The 16344-nt window shown below is 65.2% G+C and carries 10 protein-coding genes; 3 read left to right on the forward strand and 7 right to left on the reverse strand.

The genetic code is table 11. The annotated features are described in order from the left end of the window. Nucleotides 1-74: 74 nt before the first annotated feature. Nucleotides 75-941, reverse strand: coding sequence for an MBL fold metallo-hydrolase (locus tag HNP48_RS30480; RefSeq protein ID WP_184864463.1), 867 nt, complete (start codon nt 939-941; stop codon nt 75-77). Nucleotides 942-1047: 106 nt separating this feature from the next. Between HNP48_RS30480 and HNP48_RS30485 the strand changes: the two genes are divergently transcribed. After that, nucleotides 1048-1947: a LysR family transcriptional regulator gene (locus HNP48_RS30485; RefSeq protein WP_184864465.1), complete on the forward strand. Its 900-nt coding sequence runs from the start codon at nt 1048-1050 to the stop codon at nt 1945-1947. 55 nt (nt 1948-2002) lie between these two features. Here HNP48_RS30485 and HNP48_RS30490 read toward each other — a convergent pair whose 3' ends face one another. The 4 genes from HNP48_RS30490 to HNP48_RS30505 all read right to left on the reverse strand — a co-directional run bounded on the left by HNP48_RS30490 (nt 2003) and on the right by HNP48_RS30505 (nt 7160). Continuing rightward, nucleotides 2003-4141 (reverse strand): alpha/beta hydrolase domain-containing protein, encoded by a 2139-nt coding sequence (locus HNP48_RS30490; protein WP_184864467.1) that lies wholly within the window; start codon nt 4139-4141, stop codon nt 2003-2005. A gap of 228 nt (nt 4142-4369) precedes the next feature. Then, on the reverse strand, nt 4370-5362 hold the full coding sequence (locus HNP48_RS30495; protein WP_184864469.1) for a tripartite tricarboxylate transporter substrate binding protein: 993 nt from the start codon (nt 5360-5362) through the stop codon (nt 4370-4372). A gap of 56 nt (nt 5363-5418) precedes the next feature. Further along, nucleotides 5419-5784 carry a hypothetical protein gene (locus HNP48_RS30500; protein ID WP_184864472.1) on the reverse strand — a complete coding sequence of 122 codons (366 nt, stop codon included), beginning with the start codon at nt 5782-5784 and terminating at the stop codon, nt 5419-5421. Continuing rightward, nucleotides 5781-7160, reverse strand: a complete 1380-nt coding sequence (locus tag HNP48_RS30505; protein ID WP_409362593.1) for an acyclic terpene utilization AtuA family protein — start codon at nt 7158-7160, stop codon at nt 5781-5783. The genes HNP48_RS30500 and HNP48_RS30505 overlap by 4 nt, the downstream gene beginning before the upstream one ends. A 95-nt stretch (nt 7161-7255) precedes the next feature. On the opposite strand from HNP48_RS30505, the gene HNP48_RS30510 reads away from it, so the two are divergent. Together HNP48_RS30510 and HNP48_RS30515 are read left to right on the forward strand one after the other, a co-directional pair. Next, entirely contained in the window at nt 7256-8161 is a 906-nt protein-coding gene (locus HNP48_RS30510; RefSeq protein ID WP_184864476.1) for a LysR family transcriptional regulator, read from the forward strand. Between the two features lie 123 nt (nt 8162-8284). Further along, nucleotides 8285-10918 (forward strand): ATP-binding protein, encoded by a 2634-nt coding sequence (locus HNP48_RS30515; RefSeq protein ID WP_184864478.1) that lies wholly within the window; start codon nt 8285-8287, stop codon nt 10916-10918. 504 nt (nt 10919-11422) lie between these two features. Here HNP48_RS30515 and HNP48_RS30520 read toward each other — a convergent pair. Both HNP48_RS30520 and HNP48_RS35730 read right to left on the reverse strand, forming a co-directional pair. Further along, nucleotides 11423-11728, reverse strand: a complete 306-nt coding sequence (locus tag HNP48_RS30520) for a hypothetical protein (RefSeq protein ID WP_184864480.1) — start codon at nt 11726-11728, stop codon at nt 11423-11425. Nucleotides 11729-11737: 9 nt separating this feature from the next. Next, a complete protein-coding gene (locus HNP48_RS35730) occupies nt 11738-16198 on the reverse strand; it encodes an RHS repeat-associated core domain-containing protein (protein WP_221480411.1) in 4461 nt (1486 codons plus the stop codon). Nucleotides 16199-16344 lie beyond the last annotated feature (146 nt).

Below are 16344 nucleotides of genomic sequence, written 5' to 3' on the forward strand. Positions count from 1 at the left end.
ATCTGGCTCCTTTCGATGGGCGGGTGATTGGCAAGGCGCAGGCCCCATGGGAGCCTGGGCGCCCTGCCTCCCGATTACCACTTCATGTCGCCCTTGTTGACCTTGGCACCGATATCGAGCGACAGGCCCATGGGCGCTGCGGGGTAGGCCTTCTTCATGGCCTCGATCAGTTCCGCACTGGTCTTGGTGGCGGCGGCATTCTTCTCGAAGGCCTGCAGGTAGCCCTTGGTGTAGCTCACGTTGGCGGGCGTCAGCGGCGTGCCGGCGGCCATGTGGCCGGGCACGACCACGACGGGCTGCAGCGCGGCCATCTCGTCGAGCTGGGCCACCCAGGCGCTGCGCTCGGCCACGGTCTGGGTGTCGGCGGTCCACACATGGGTGTTGGTGCCGAACACGCCGATGTTGCCCACCACGGCCTTCACCGAGGGGATCCAGGCGTAGGGGCGGTGCGCCAGCAGGCCGGTGGTGCCGCGGATCTCCACCACCTGGCCGTCCACCGTGAGGGTGTTGCCGGTGAGGGCCTTGGGCAGCACGGGCGTGCGCGGTGCATTGGCGCCCATCTTGGGGCCCCAGAAGGCGAGCTTGCCTTGCAGCTTGGCGTTGATCTTTTCCAGCACAGCGGGGGTGGTCACCACCTCGGCCTGGGGAAAGAACTCCTTGAGCGTTTCCACGCCGAAGTAGTAGTCGGGGTCGGCCTGGCTCACGTAGATGGTCTTCAGGGCCTTGCCGCTGTCGAGCACATTGGCGGCAATGCGCAGCGCGTCGGCGCGGGTGAAGCCGGCGTCGATGACCATGGCCTCCTTCTCGCCATAGACCAGGGTGGAATTGACGTTGAAGCTGTTGCCGTCGGCGTTGTAGACCTTGAGCTGCAGCGGCTCGGCGGCGTGGGCACCGGCAAAGGCGATGGACAGGGTGGCAGCGAGGACGGTGGTGCGGAACATGCGGATTCTCCAGAGGATTTGGGTTGTGATGGCTGCAGTTTATTTTCATCAATCGATCCAATAAACCGCTTAAACTGCGCATATTTGTTGCATCAATAGAGCAAATATGGACCGCCTGACCGCCATGCGGGTGTTTGTGGAAGTGGCCACCAGCGGCAGCTTCAGCGCCACGGCCGACAAGCTGGAGATGTCGCGCGCCATGGTCACGCGCTACGTGGGCGAGATGGAGCAGTGGCTGCAGGCCCGCCTGCTGCAGCGCACCACCCGCAGCGTGACGCTGACCGATGCCGGCGAGCAGGCCCTGCGCCGCTGCCAGCAGATGCTGGCGCTGGTGGAAGACATCGAGGAGGAGACCACGGCCACGAGCGAAGGCGAGCTGCGCGGCCAGCTGCGGCTGACCTGCAGCGTCTCGTTCGCCTATGCGCAACTGGGCGCGGCGATTGCCGACTTCCTGGCGCTGCACCCGCAGCTCAAGATCGACCTCGATGCGAGCGAGGGTTCGCTCAACCTCGTTGAGCGGCGCATCGACCTGGCGATCCGCATCAGCAGCGGGCCCGACCCCATGCTGATCGCCCGGCCGCTGGCGCACTGCGACTCGGTGCTGGTGGCGTCGCCTGCCTACCTGGCGAAGCACGGCATGCCCCATCTGCCCGCAGATCTGGAACGCCACCGCTGCCTGAGCTACGCCAATTTCGGCAAGAGCGTATGGGAGCTGTCCCAGGGCGGCCGCACCGAGCGCGTGGCCGTGTCCGGCCACTTCAGCGCCAACGAGGCCACCACCCTGCTGCGCGCAGCCCTGGCGGGCGCCGGCATTGCGCTGCAGCCCACCTACCTGGCCAACCCGCACATTGCCAGCGGCGAGCTGCAGGCGCTGCTGCCCGGCTGGGAACTGCCCGTGATGGCGATCAATGCGCTGTACACCTCGCGCCGGCACCAGTCGCCGGCGGTGCGGGCCTTGCTCGACTTCCTGGTCGAACGCTTCGAGGGCGCGCCTTGGTCACTCTGAAATGAAAAAGGCCGAGGCGCCAGCCCCGGCCTTTGCATCACAGGGTCAACCCACCTCAGGGAAGGATCACCGTCGCCTTGGCCCGGTCGATCTGGGCCTGGGCATCGCGCGGCAGCAGCAGGCGCTGGGCCACCAGGGCGTTGGCCGCCTCGGTCACCGCGGCCACGTAGCCGGCCTGGTTGCCGTACAGCTCTTCCAGCGACACCCGGCCGTCACCGGCGGCCAGGCGCGCGGCCCGCGTGGTGTGGAAGGGGATGTAGCCGCCCGTGAGGTTGGCCAGGTCGGTGATGCCGGGCGTGGCCACGTAGTTGAACTCGAAGCTCGTGCCCAGCGGGGCGCGCGCCTCCACGCTCTGGATGCCGGCGCGGGTCAGGCCCGTGCGCGCGTCCACCTGGGGCACCAGGATGGCGTAGTCGCGGTTCAGGTTGCGCGGGGGCAGCACGGTGGCGATGCCGGCTTCGTCCTGCGGCACATACTGCGGGCCGAAGTCGAACAGCGGAAAGTTGTTGTGCCAGCCCAGGTAGTTGAAGTCGGGGATGGCCGTCTGCACGCCATTGACCGCCCAGGTCAGCCCCTTCATGGCCGGGAAGGCCACCTGCGCGGGCCGCACCAGCGTGCCGTCGGCCACCTTGGGCACCTGGCTGGCGGGCGGCAGCGTGCCGCGTACCACCCAGTCCTCCAGGTTCAGGAACAGCGCGCGGAAGGTGTCGTTGAACTGCACCACCGTGCCCGTGGGGTAGGTCGCGCGGCTGGGCGCATAGCCAATGCTGGCCGTGCCGCCGGCCCCGCCGTGCTGGGTGCTGGCGTAGTAGTAGATGCGCGCGTTGTCGGGCTGGGTCAGATCGCGCAGGCCATTGGCATCGGTCAGCACGGGCGAGCCCTGCAACTGCCAGAACTCCGTGCCCGACAGGCCCAGGAAGAATTTGGGGCAGGTGTTGGTGGCGGCGCAGCGCTTCATCACACCGCCCTGGCGGCCGCTCACGTCGTCCATGTAGTCCTTGTCCAGCCCGCGCGGTGCCGTCTGGCCAAAGGCCGTGTGGTCGGTGCGCAGCCCGCCGCCGCCACCGGGCACGGCAAAGCGGGTGTTGATGTTGGTCTGGCGCGCGGCCACATGGGCGTACATGCCGTCGAACACCTTGCTGCCATCGAGCGCCTGGTTGAAGCCCAGGTGCAAAAAGGTCTTCATGGCGTTGCCCGACTGCGAGGTGCCCTGCCCCAGCGCATGCGTGATGCGCCCGGCCACCGGGTTGGCGGTGCCGCTGGCATCGGCCGCCTTGCTGCGGAAGAAGCTCACCGTGTCGCGCAGCGCGGCCAGGCCCACGCCCATGACCTTGGGGTCCTTGGCCACATAGACCAGCTCATACAGGTAGGCCGGGTCGAACCCGCCCTTGAGGCAGACGCTGGCGCCGTTGGGCGTGCCCGGGAAGGCATTGGTGCCCGTGGCATCGCAGGTGGCGAACTTCCAGTCAGCGGCGGGGATGGCCACGCGCGGGTCGGTCTCGTTGGCGCGGCGCGTGAGCGAGTAGCCGGGCTGGGTGTTGTCCAGGCTGGCGGGTTCGTACGGGATCATGGTGCCGTTGAACACGCCGCCCGGCAGGGTCATGGCCGGGCTGGCGGCCGTGGGCACCAGCTCGGCGCGGTAGGGGCCGGTGATGCTGGTGCCGTCCTTGTTCTTCGCCACGGGCACCGTGGCCGTGAGGCGCGCGGCGGCGCTCTTGGGCACATCGCCCTGCCAGGCGGAGTAGAGCATCACATAGCCGCGCTCCAGGTACACGGCATCGCTGGGCGTGGCCGTGGGGTTGAGCATGGTGAGGATGTTGCCGCGGTTGGGCGCGTCGTAGCGCAGCACCCCGCTGGCCTTGGCCATGTCCTTGGGTTTGAGCATCACGAACTCGGTCTTGTACTCCGCCATGCCCCGGGCATTGACGGGTGCGAGCGCCAGGTCCTGGATGGTGGCGTTCTTGGGGTCGGCCGGGTCCACTTCGCCCGACAGCGTGCCCGTGAGGCGCTCGTAGGCGCCCACCGTGCCGTAGGTGCCCGGGAAATCCTCGCGGGCGGTGATCTCCAGCTTCATGACCGGGGCCTTGCCGGTCAGGCCGTCGTCGTTGCTGCTGCCACCGCAGGCCGTGAGGGCTGCTGCGGCTGCGGCCGTGAGGGCTATGGCGCCCATGGTGGGAAGAAAATGCTTTCTCATGTCGCTTGTCTCCTGGTGGTTGATTGCTCTTGTGGCCTTGCTTGCGGAAAAAATCGGGCATGCAGCGGCCCTGCACCTCGCCCGGGCTGGGCAGGCTTGTCGGCATGGCTGCGCCCACACCGGCTGCGCGCAGGCAGCCGATGGGCTCAAATCAGGGATGGGCTGTGCGCGCCGTCAACGCGCGGCACAGGGCTGCGCGCGGAGGGGCGCGCAGGTAAGCAGCAAGGCTTACTCGGCTTCGATGCCGGCGGCCTTGATGACCTTGCCCCACTTCACCGTCTCGGCGGCCTGGAACTTGGCCAGCTCGTCGGGGGTGGTGGTCCAGGCTTCGGAGCCTGCGGTGTCGTAGAAGGACTTGGCGGCGGCGCTCCTGGTCGCGGCGGCCATCAACTCGTTGAGGCGCGCCACCACGGCGGGCGGCGTGCCGGCAGGGGTGTAGGCCGCGAACCAGTAGCCCATGTCGTAGCCTTTGACACCGGCTTCGTCGATGGTGGGCACCTCGGGCAACTGCGAGCTGCGCTTTTGCGTGGAGTAGCCCAGGGCGCGCAGCTTGCCGGCCTTGACCTGGGGCACGCCGGTGGAGGTGTCGGTGATCATCATGTCGATCTGCCCGCCCAGCAGGTCGGTGATGGCCAGGGGGTTGCTCTTGTAGGGCACGTGCAGGATGTCCACGCCCGCCAGTTGCTTGAGCATTTCACCGGCCATGCGGCTCGACGAACTGCCGCTGCCAAAGCTCAGCTTGCCGGGCGTCTTCTTGGCTGCAGCCACCACGTCGGCCACGCTCTTGTAGGGCGATGCAGCATTCACCACCATCACCTGCCCGCCCTTGCCCAGGCCGCTGATGGGCGCGAAATCCTTCACCGGGTCGTACGAGAGCTTCTTGTACAGGTGCTCGTTGGCCGCGTGCGTGGTGTTGGTGGTGATGAGCACGGTGTAGCCATCGGCCGGCGCCTTGGCCACGGCCTGCGCGGCGATCATGCCGCTGGCGCCCGCCTTGTTGTCGATGACCACGGGCTGCTTGGTGTCGGTGGTGATGGACTGGCCGATGGCCCGCGCCAGCTGGTCGGTGGCGCTGCCGGCCGCAAACGGCACCACGAAGGTGATGGCCTTGGCCGGGTAGGCCTGGGCCAGGGCCGTGCCGGCCAGGCCCAGCGATGCGGCCAGCGCCACGGCGGCGGACAGGGCCTGTCGGCGCGAAGGAAGAAGGTGGAATGCGGTCATGGTGTCTGTCTCCTGGTGTTGTTGATGGTGAAAGAAAGCGAAGAAAGAAAAACGGATCAGCCCGGCCCGGCCAGGTGCCCCTGCAGCACCGCAGGCACCTGCACCGGCAGGTCCAGCAGCCAGTAGCTCAGCGCCTTGCCATGGCTGTCGAGGTTGAGGGCGTCGTTCACGCCGCCGTCGAGCACGTCGTCGAGCACGAAGTTCATGGCCTGCAGTTGCGGCAGCACATAGCGCACCACCCGGCCCGGCTGGCGGTGTGCGAAATGGCGCGCCACGGCGGCTTCGGTCACCTCGGCCAGCAGCACGTCCCACAACGCGGGGTGCCAGGCGATGACGCTGATGTTGGAGCGGTTGCCCTTGTCGCCCGTGCGGCTGTGCGCCAGGCGGTACAGGGGGACGGTGATGGTGGTGGTGTCGGTCATGCTGCGGCCCTCCCCTGCCCTGTGGCGTCGTCGAACATGCGGTAGCCCGTGGGCACGGCCTCGCGCGGCACCAGGCACGACACGGTGCCCAGGCGTGGCCGCATGGCCGTGCGCACCCCCCCGCCGCCTGCGGGGCCGCAGGTGTACAGGGCCGTCACCTCGCGCAGCAGGCGCTGGGCGCTGGCGTGGTCGCGGTGCTGCAGGGCCACGCGCAGGCGCACGTCGCGGGCATCGCCGCCCGCTCCATCGAGCCAGCGGCCGGCATCGTCGCCCAGCACGCTGGTCACGCCGATCAGGTCGATGCGCAGCGGGCCCAGCCCCGCCAGGCGCTCGCGCAGCACCTCGCCCGCCAGGCGGGCGCGGGCCTCGGCGCGGGCGCCGGCGTACGAGATCTCGCCCTCGGCGAACCAGCCCGACTCGAAGCACACATTGACCTTGAGCGTGGCGGGCCGCGCATGGCCGCGCACGCCCTCCAGGCGCACGGCATCGGGGCCCACGGCGGTCACGCGGGTTTCGGTGATGTCGGCCACCACGTCGGGGGTCAGGTAGGCGGCGGGGTCGTGCAGCTCGTACAGCAGTTGCTCCTTGACCGTGCGCTCGTCGATGCGCCCGCCCGTGCCCGGGGGCTTGGTGATCGTGCAGTGGCCGTCGGCGTCGATCTCGGCAATGGGGTAACCCAGGCGGGCCATGCCGGGCACGTCCTTGTAGCCTGGGTCGGCAAAGTAGCCGCCCGTGACCTGGGCGCCGCATTCGAGCAAATGGCCGCACATGGTGGCGCGGGCCAGGCGGTCCCAATCGTCGTGGGCCCAGCCGTAGTGCGCCAGGGCCGGGCCCAGCACCAGCGAGGGGTCGGCCACACGGCCACAGACCACCACGTCGGCCCCCTCGCGCAACGCGCCGGCAATGGCCTGGGCGCCGATGTAGGCGTTGGCGCTGGCAATGGTCTCGGTGGGCATGGCATCGCCCAAGGCGCCCTGCAGCAGCGCGCGGTGGGCGGGGCCGCTCAGGTCATCGCCCTGCACCACGGCCACGCGCGGGCGGCGCAGGCCCAGCTCGGCCGCCAGTTGCACGATGCGCCGGGCCGCACCCTCGGGGTTGGCAGCGCCGAAATTGCTCACGATGCGCACGCCGTGCGCCAGGCAGTCGCCCAGCACGGGGCGCAGCATGTCCACCAGCAGGGGTTCGTAACCCGCATCGGGGTCGGTGCGGCGGGCCAGTTGGGCCAGGGCCAGGGTGCGCTCGGCCAGGGTCTCGAAGATCAGCACAGCGGGCTTGCCGCTGGCGACCAGGGCCTGCACCACGGGTGCGGCAGCGTCCGTGCGGTCGCCCGAGAAGCCGGCGGCACAGCCGACCAGCAGGGGGGGTTGCTTGTTCACCATGGGGTGTGTTTGTCTCCTGGGCCGCACTGTAGGCAGCGGGTGTTATTCTGTGAAATAGATTGTTGGTATCAATCCATCCGTTTCGCAAATCAATGAGCAGCCAGCACCACCTGTCTACCCGCCAGCTCGACGCCTTTCTGGCCCTGGCCGAGCAGCGCAACTTCACGCGCGCCGCCGCCCAGTGCCACCTGTCGCAGCCCGCGTTCAGCGCCCTGATCCGCGCGCTGGAGGACGACCTGGGCCTGCGCCTCTTCGACCGCAGCACGCGCCATGTGGACCTGACGGGCGAGGGCCAGAACTTTCTGGAGTCGGCCCGGCGCATCCGCGGCGAGATCACGGCCGCGCTGGCCGCCGTGCGCGATGCCGCCACTTTGCAGCGCGGGCGTGTGGCCGTGGCGCTGCTGCCCTCGCTGGCCGCGGGCTGGCTACCCGGGGTGCTGGCGGCCTACCGCAGCGCCCACCCGGGCATCGAGATCGACATTGCCGACGTGCTGTCGGAGCCCTGCATCGAGCGCGTGGCCAGCGGCAAGGCCGACTTTGCGCTGGCCGCCATCCGCGCCGATACGCCCGAGCTGCAGGCCGAGCCCTTTTGCAGCGACGACTTCCACCTGGTGTGCCCGGCCGACCACCCGCTGGCCCGGCGCAAGAAGCCCATCACCCCTGCCGACCTTGCGGGCTACCCCTTCATCCACCTGGCGCGCACCAGCAGCGTGCGCCAGTACCTGGAGGCGGCCTTTCACCCGCAGGGCATGCACACGCTGATGGAGCTGGAGCAGCTGGCCAGCGTGATGGGCATGGTGCGCGCGGGCCTGGGCATCAGCGTGGTGCCGGCGCTCACGCTGTTCCACTTCGACCAGCCGGGTCTGGTCACCCGGCCGCTGGCCCTGCCCGGCCTGCTGCGCCAGATCTACCTGGTGCGCCGGCGCGACCGCAGCCTGTCGGTGGCGGCGCAGGCGCTGTACACGCTGGTCATGGCGCGGCGGCCGGGCACGGGGTAAACCCGCGCCCTGGTGGCCGGGCGGCATAGGCGCGCGCCTACAAGATTTTTGGACAAGTGTCTTTATCATGGCCCGGAACCACGGTGCCACCCACCACCCCATCCCCCAGACCCACCGGCACCCATGTCCATCGCCCTACCCACGATTCCGGCAACGGCCCAGGCCTCCCTCCTCTCCGCCGGTGGCGAAATGGCGGGGCTGATCGCCCGCTTCGACTGGTCCCGCACCGAGCTGGGCCCCATGGACCAGTGGCCCGCCCACCTTACGCTGGCCCTGGCCAACATGCTGCGCTGCCCCATGCCCATTGCCACACTGTGGGGCGAGGTGGGCGTGCTGATCTACAACGACCCGTATGCCAAATTTGCCGGCGGGCGCCACCCGGGCCTGCTGGGCATGGAGATCCGCGAGGCCTGGCCCGAGGCAGCCGACCTCAACGACCGGGTGCTCAAGGTCTGCATGGCCGGAGGCACCCTGAACTACGAAGACCAGGAACTGAGCCTGAACCGCGACGGCGTGCACAAGCCGCTGTGGGTGGACCTGAACTACTCGCCCCTGGTGGACGACCAGGGCACCCCCGTGGGCGCCATGGCCCTGGTGGTGGAGACCACCGACAAGGTGCTGGCCGACCGCCGCCTGCTGATGGAGCGCGAGCGCTTTGCCCAGCTGTTCGAGCAGTCGCCCAGCTTCATGGTGCTGCTGCAGGGGCCCACCCACCGCATCGAGCTGGCCAACCCCGGCTACCAGACGCTGGTGGGCGAGCGCAACGTGCTGGGCCGCACGGTGGCCGAGGCCCTGCCCGAAGCGGCCGAGCAGGGTTACGTGGCCATGCTCGACGGCGTGTACGCCAGCGGCAAGGCCGCCACGGCCTATGGCGCGCGCTTCGACATCCGCCAGCATGCGGGCGAGCCTATCAGCGAGCGCTACCTGGACTTCGTGTACCAGCCCATCCGCGACGCGGCCGGCACCGTGACCGGCATCTTCGTGGAAGGCCTGGACGTGACGGAGCGCGTGCTGGCCGAGACCAAGCGCGACGCGCTGATCGGCTTTACCAACGAGCTGCGCGTGCTGGGCAGCGTGGACGCCATCAGCCTGGCGGCCGCGCGCATTCTGGGCGAAACGCTCAAGGCCTGCCGCGCAGGCTACGGCACCATCGACCACGATGCCGAGACCTTTTCGGTCGAAAGCGACTGGACCCAGCCCGGCGTGGCGCCCTTGCAGGGCCTGCTGCACCTGCGCGACTTCGGCAGCTTCATCGACGACCACAAGCGCGACGAATTCGTGGCCATCGACGACGTGCGCGCCGACCCGCGCACGCTGGCCCAGGCCGCGCGGCTGGAGCCACTGCACGCCCGCGCCTTCATGAACACCCCGCTGGTGGAGCAAGGCCGCCTGGTGGCCATGCTCTTTGTCACCAGCGACGAGGTGCGCCACTGGACGCAGGAGGAAATCGGCTTCATGCGCGAGATCGCCGGGCGCACGCGCATCGCCACCGAGCGCGTGCGCAACGAACTGGCCCTGCGCGAGAACGAGGTCGCGCTGCGCGAGATGAACGAGTCGCTGGAGCGCAAGGTGAGCGAGCGCACGCACGAGCTGATGGAGGTGGAGGCCAAATTCCGCCAGTCGCAGAAGATGGAGGCCATAGGCCAGCTCACGGGCGGCATTGCGCACGACTTCAACAACCTGCTGGCGGGCATGAGCGCCAGCCTGCAGGTGCTGGAAAAGCGCCTGAACGCGAAGAATTTCGACAACACCGAGCGCTACATCGGCATGGCGCAAAGCTCGGTGCGGCGTGCGGCCTCGCTCACCCAGCGCCTGCTCGCCTTCTCACGCCGCCAGACGCTGGACCCGCGCCCCACCGACGTGAACCGCCTGGTGGGCGGCATCGAGGAGATGGTGCGGCGCACGGTGGGCCCCTCGGTCGAAGTGGAAGTGGTGGGCGCTGGCGGCCTGTGGCTCACCCAGGTGGACCCCTCGCAGCTCGAAAACGCCGTGCTCAACCTGTGCATCAACGCACGCGATGCCATGGCCCCCAACGGCGGGCGCCTGACCATCGAAACCGCCAACAAATGGCTGGACGACCGCGCCGCCGCCGAGCGCGAGCTGCCGCCCGGCCAGTACATCTCGCTGTGCGTGACCGACACCGGCGTGGGCATGGCGCCCGAGGTGATCGCGCGCGCCTTCGACCCGTTTTTCACCACCAAGCCCATGGGCCAGGGCACGGGGCTGGGTTTGTCGATGGTGTACGGCTTTGTGCGCCAATCGGGTGGGCAGGTGCGCATCTATTCCGAGCCCGGCCAGGGCACCACCATGTGCCTGTACCTGCCGCGCTATGTGGGCGATGCCGAGCAGGCCGGCCAAGACGCACCGCCCAGTTTCGACCACCGCGCCGACGGCGAGGTAGTGCTGCTCATCGAGGACGAGGCCACCATCCGCGGCCTGATCGCCGAGGAGCTGGAAGACCTGGGCTACAACGTGATCTCGGTGGGCGACGGCCCGGCCGGCCTGCACGTACTGCAGTCCGGCCGCCGCATCGACCTGCTGCTGACCGACGTGGGCCTGCCGGGGGGATTGAACGGCCGCCAGGTGGCCGACGCGGGGCGGGTGACGCGGCCGGATCTGAAGGTGTTGTTCATCACCGGATATGCGGAGAACGCAGCCGTGGGCAATGGGCTGCTGGCGTTTGGGATGGAGGTGATCACCAAGCCGTTTGATGTGGCTGCCCTTGCCGCCAAGGTGCAGGAGATGATTGAGAGGTGAACAATCAATGCTGCCGGTCAATCCCAACCATGTGTCACCTTGAATTGTGGAAGGTCTGCAGATCTCCAAGGCTGACCTGCAATACACCCAAGACAATAGCGCTTAGGTGAATGCATCCGGGACCTGGCCCCACCTCCCAACCCCGCCAAAGAGAACCTTCTTGATGAGATGACTCAGGTCGTCCCCTGGGCGGCGCTGGCGACTTAGGGCCGAGCAGCATGAACGCGAATCAGCCAAAGCAAAAAGGCCACCCCGAAGGGTAGCCTTTGTACTGCCAATGAATGGCTCCTCGACCTGGGCTCGAACCAGGGACCTACGGATTAACAGTCCAGATGGCCGGCCGGGATGTCCCCTCGCAAGCTGAAGTTTGGAAGGGGTTTTGGCAATCCCTTGCGGCGGCCATTCCTCAGCCGACCCTATGCCGACCCTGACCGCTATATGCTGCTTCCAAAGAGCGGAAAACTCGATCTGAACAATGGGCTAGGCGCGTCCGTGCCGAGCCTTTCACGAGCGTCCAGCAGCTCGTACATCTGACTCGTGCTTTACGCCACCTCCGTCAATACGGCAGCACCACTTTGCAACTCTTCCCCAATTTACGCCGTCCGGTCTTCTTTCTACTAGCCCTTGAGCAATCAAATTATCAGGCAAACCGTCATCATCGATATCAGCCTCATAGATGTAGACAAGAAGGCCTTCGCTTAAATGCACTGTCTTACCCGAAGAATCCTCTCGAAAATCCGTCTTTGACAGCAAAACCAAATCAGGTGCCAGCATCTCATTGAAATCCACACTAATACGATTTTCCGTCATTTTAGACCCTTACTTTCGCTGATCTTTAGGCACAGGATTTTTTACTACTGGTGTAAAAAGAAGCTCTAATTGCCGGGCAGTCAATCCATCCACAGTGGCATGATTTGGGTTATAAGGTGTCCCATCAAGAGTTATTCTGCCACCAGCAGCGCGAATACTATCAACAGTGGTCACTCCGACTTGGTTATTTTTAAATCGGGCGGCTAATTCTTCAACTGTCGCCCCCGGTCGGCATTGCGTAGAAACTCCACTCAAAGTCCCATCTGCTGAGCGCGAAACTCCGGAGCCATTCGCGAAGAGGTCTGCAGTGCACTGTCCCCCACGGCAAACAAGTGCAGAGCCGGGAGGGGACTGGATATCGGATCGACCGCTACGACTGGGTAACTGTGGTGGAGGCAAGACAGCACCGCCCCCTCCGCCCTCAAGAGTCATAAGAGCCTGAGGATTTAATCTTACCAGCCCATCAGGGTCGATCAAGTTCAGGGCATTTGCATCTACATATCCGAATCGATTGAACCCACCCTCCAGCCCAATCGGATCGGCCTGCGTATACCTCCCCCGCTCCGCACTGTAGCTGCGGAAGTAGTTGTAGTGAAGCCCGCTTTCTTTGTCGTAGTACTGCCCCGGGTAGCGCAGGTTGAAGGTCACCTCGGGAATGGTCGTCGCGCCCGTGGTGGGGTTGGTGGTTGCGTCGGTGAAGCGCTTCGATCCCAGGGTGGGCTGTTCGTCGCCGAAGGCGCTGTAGGCCCATTGCCAGGCCACCTGGCCGTCGGGCTGGGTCAACTTGCGGGGCGTGTTCAGGTGGTCGCTGTGCACGGCATACGCCACTCCATTGACGATGGCGGCAATGGGCATGGGGCCGTTGGCCGTGGGCAGGTAGATGTACTGGGTGGTGCCGCTGCTGGCACTGCCGCCCATGCCGTATTCGCCCAGCAGGGTGCCGTCTTGGCCGTAGACATATGCGAAGCCAAGCTTTTGCGCGTCGCTGCTGCCGGGGCTCCACAGGCGGGTGAAGAATTCATACGCGGTCTGGATGAAGCCCTTGTCTTGTTCCTTCTCTGCCTCCTCCTGGTCTTCGGGGTCGGCCAGGAGGTTGTTGAGATTCTTGCCGCTGGTGGTCGATCCTGACCCGCCGCTGGCGAACAGCGGTTCGGTCTTGAACACGCGCTGGCCCAGGGCGTTGTGGGCGTACTGGGTGCTGGGGGCGTCTGCGCCTGTGCCGGTGGTGACTTTTTCCAGGCGTTCCTGGCTGTCGTATTGGAAGGTACGCAGGCCGTCGTTCAGCAGGTCGCCGGCGGCGTTGTATTGGTAGCTGACGCTGGTGTTGGAAGTGCTGGCGCCCGTTTGCGTTTGGCTGAAGCCGGTCTGGCGGTTGGCCGTGAGCGTGTAGGTGCGGTTGGTGGTGGTGCCTGCGCGCTGTTGGCTGCTGGTGGTGCGGTTGCCGTTGGCGTCGTAGGTGTAGGTGACGGTGTTGGCGGCATTGCCGGCGGCCACCTGTTTGGTGAAGCCGGTGATGCGGCCTGCGCGGTTGTAGGTCACCGTCCACGTGGCCGGGGCCTGGGTGACGGTGTTGGCCTGGGCATCGGTGCTGGCCGGTTGCATCAGGCTCTGGGTGAGGCTGGTGATGCGGCCTGCGGCGTCGTAGGTGTAGCTGCTGAACTCGGTGTTGGTGAGTTGGCCTGCGGTGTTGTAGCTGCGGCTGGCGGGAATGGCGGCTGCGCCGCCGGGCAGGCTCCAGCTCCAGCCGGTGGGCTGGCCCAAGGGACTCCAGGTGATGCCGCTGACCAAAGGCTGGCCGGCCCAGGTGAGGCCGGTGAGCTGACCGGTGGTGTCGTAGACGTTTTGCAGCACCTGGCCACCGGGATAGGTGGTGGAACTCAGCAGGCCCGTGGTGGGGTGGTAGCTGTAGGCCAGGGTGCGGGTGTCGTTGTTGATGAGCTTTTGGGTCTGGCTCACCACGCGGCCGTGCACGTCGCGCTGGTAGGTGGTGGTACCGCTGGCGTCTTCAATCTCGCTCAGGTAGCCCTTGCTCGTCGGGCTCTGGTCGTAGCGCAGGGTGGTGGTGCCACCGCTGTGCGTGATCGACGTGGGGCGGCCCAGCAGGTCACGCGTGATGGTGGTGGCCTGGCCCAGGGCGTTGGTGATGCTGGCGGGCAGGCCCAGGGCGTCGTACTGGGTGCTCTTGCTGCCGCTGTCGGGGCTGGATTCGCTGGTGGCGTTGCCCAGGGCGTCGCGGGTGTAAGTGGTGGTGACCTTGTTGTAGTCGATGACACCGGTTACCGCATCAAGTCCGTTGTAGACAAGCTGAGACCAGGAATTGGGTTGATCGCCAACATAGTTGACGCGGGCCAGGGCATCACGCCAATAGTCGTTCTGGATGGTAGACCCATTGACTGCCTGGGTGCTGGTCTGCAGGCGGCCCGAACGATCATAGGCATAGTTGGTCGGCGCGTTGCCCGCCCCGGTGGTCAGCGATGCCAGTCGATTGATATTGTTGATGCTGCGCGAAAGCTTCCACGCCAGTTGCCCTTGGCTGTTGACCACTTCCTCGCTCAGGCGGTTGCCCATGTTATCGAGCACGTAGCTGCCGCTGTTGCCCCGGTTATCGGCCCAGCCGGTCAGGCGCTGCGCAGCGTCGTAGCTGTAGGTGATGGTGTGGCCATGGGGCAAGGTGGCCGTGAGCACCTGGCCACTCGGACGGTAGGCGAGCGTAGTGACCTGGCCGCCCTGGTTGCTGGTGCGTATGCGGCCACGCGGGTCGTAGGTGTAGGTAGTGAGCAACCCGTTGGGGGCGGTGTGGGTAAGCACTCGGCCAGCACCGTCGTAAGTGTAGGTATCCAGATGACCCAGGGCGTTGGTGGTCTGGGTGAGGTTACCCTCGGCGTCATAGGCGTAGCTGGTGACACCACCGTTGGACTCGGTTTGCGTAGCAACGAGTTTGCTGGGGTGGTAAGTCCACTCGGTGGTGCGCACTGTGCCAGTGGCGGCATCGGTGACCGATTGGCTGAGAGGGTTGCCGGAACCATCGTAGGTGTAGCGTGTAACCCGACCAGGTTCGGTTACGGTTTCAGGTGAGCGCCATTGGGTGCTCCATACCGTGCTCGTGGTTCTAGCCTCGGGGTAACCGTACCCCTCTGTGTGTTTGATCGGCAGTTGGCGAACGGTATCCCATTCGGTCCTGTCTTGGACGTCAGCCAAGTCGGTGACGATCTCATCCAATCCGAGGCTATTGAAAATGGTTCGCCTTCTCGGGCGACTCTTCTCGTAAGCCAAGGGCAGATCAGCCCCATAGTATTTCAGATCATTATTCAGAGCAAAATGGTTAAAAACACGCACCGTGCCCAATGGATCTTTTACCCTGGACTCGACAGTAGCACCACTTCTCGTTGTTAAAACAATTTCATGGCGATTGACACCGTTGGCAAGCTCCGTTGCTGTCGCCCAGCCATCGCCATCGTAGCTAAAGGAGCTGTAGCGCACTCCATTTTCGTCCATAACACCCGACAACAGGCGCGGCGCTCCTCCGTCGCCATAAATATACCGGCGAGTGCTTGCATCTGCTTGACGGACCGTCGTCAGCCCGTTTTCTCCGTACTCGAACTCAACTTTGCGCCCATCAGAGCCCGTGACGCTGACCAAATTGGAACTGAAGTAAGAAAGGTGAATTTTTTGACCAAAAGAGTTCGCCACCATGATAAGGCGTTCTTTATTACGCAACAAATCCAGCTCATAGAAATACTCAAGATACCAGCCATTTCTAAAAACCTGACGAAGCAATACACCTTTTTTACTAAAATAATAAGTTCGCTCATTCTGCCTGTCATCAAAGACATAGCCATCCTCCTGCGCCGTCAGTTGCTGGAGTTTTTGCCTTGCAAGATACGCACCCGAATTGATTCGATCAAAGTAATGGAATGACCCATCCTCTGTCTGTATGCGAACCTGCTCGAAGCGCTCGCCACTCGCGGGATCTCCCTCGGCTGTCGTGTACGAGAGCTGAATATCGTGGTTGTGCACCCACCCAGAACCAAGGTAGCTTTTGTTGTGATTTATATAATCCCCATTGTTCCAAAAACGCTCATCGCGCGCACGGAGGCTGCGGTAGACGCGCTTGAACTCCAATGGCATGGGGCCACTGCCAGCCAAATCAATGGCGGTCTCCACTTTCTCCCTGGCAGGAGCCAGGATAGGGTTGCCGTGGCAACCGTTCTCGCATTTCAAACTTGCCGCAATCGGGACCGTAGTGACAGGCACGAGGCAGCCAAAAGAAGAAAGCCCCCCCGACGTTATTCCCGTAATAAACTCAGCCCGATATGGCGAGCAAGAAACATCTCGCACCCCATATATTGCGGCAGCAGTGCGATTTATTACATCAACACATCCACCATCGCTTTTAAAGCCATAAAAAACAGTCAAATCATAACGAACGCGGACATTTTGCCTTGACTGAATAAAAGTATCCTGATCCACCACAACCTCAGGACCCAGGGTATAGCGCCCCCCACACCTGATGCTGCCAGGCCCTGGGTTGTACAAGTAATTAAAGGTATTTTCAGCAGCAGCATTCAATGTAGGAGCTCGATCTCCATACCCCGAACCATAAGACCATTCAGAAA

Source organism: Acidovorax soli (assembly GCF_014207955.1).
GTDB lineage: Bacteria > Pseudomonadota > Gammaproteobacteria > Burkholderiales > Burkholderiaceae_C > Acidovorax > Acidovorax soli_A.

Coding starts and splice junctions, on each gene's coding strand:
- HNP48_RS30515 (WP_184864478.1), top strand. CDS start 8,285: ATGTCCATCGCCCTACCCACGATTCCGGCAACGGCCCAGGCCTCCCTC.
- HNP48_RS30510 (WP_184864476.1), top strand. CDS start 7,256: ATGAGCAGCCAGCACCACCTGTCTACCCGCCAGCTCGACGCCTTTCTG.
- HNP48_RS30485 (WP_184864465.1), top strand. CDS start 1,048: ATGGACCGCCTGACCGCCATGCGGGTGTTTGTGGAAGTGGCCACCAGC.
- HNP48_RS30500 (WP_184864472.1), bottom strand. CDS start 5,784: ATGACCGACACCACCACCATCACCGTCCCCCTGTACCGCCTGGCGCAC.
- HNP48_RS30495 (WP_184864469.1), bottom strand. CDS start 5,362: ATGACCGCATTCCACCTTCTTCCTTCGCGCCGACAGGCCCTGTCCGCC.
- HNP48_RS30490 (WP_184864467.1), bottom strand. CDS start 4,141: ATGAGAAAGCATTTTCTTCCCACCATGGGCGCCATAGCCCTCACGGCC.
- HNP48_RS30480 (WP_184864463.1), bottom strand. CDS start 941: ATGTTCCGCACCACCGTCCTCGCTGCCACCCTGTCCATCGCCTTTGCC.
- HNP48_RS30520 (WP_184864480.1), bottom strand. CDS start 11,728: ATGACGGAAAATCGTATTAGTGTGGATTTCAATGAGATGCTGGCACCT.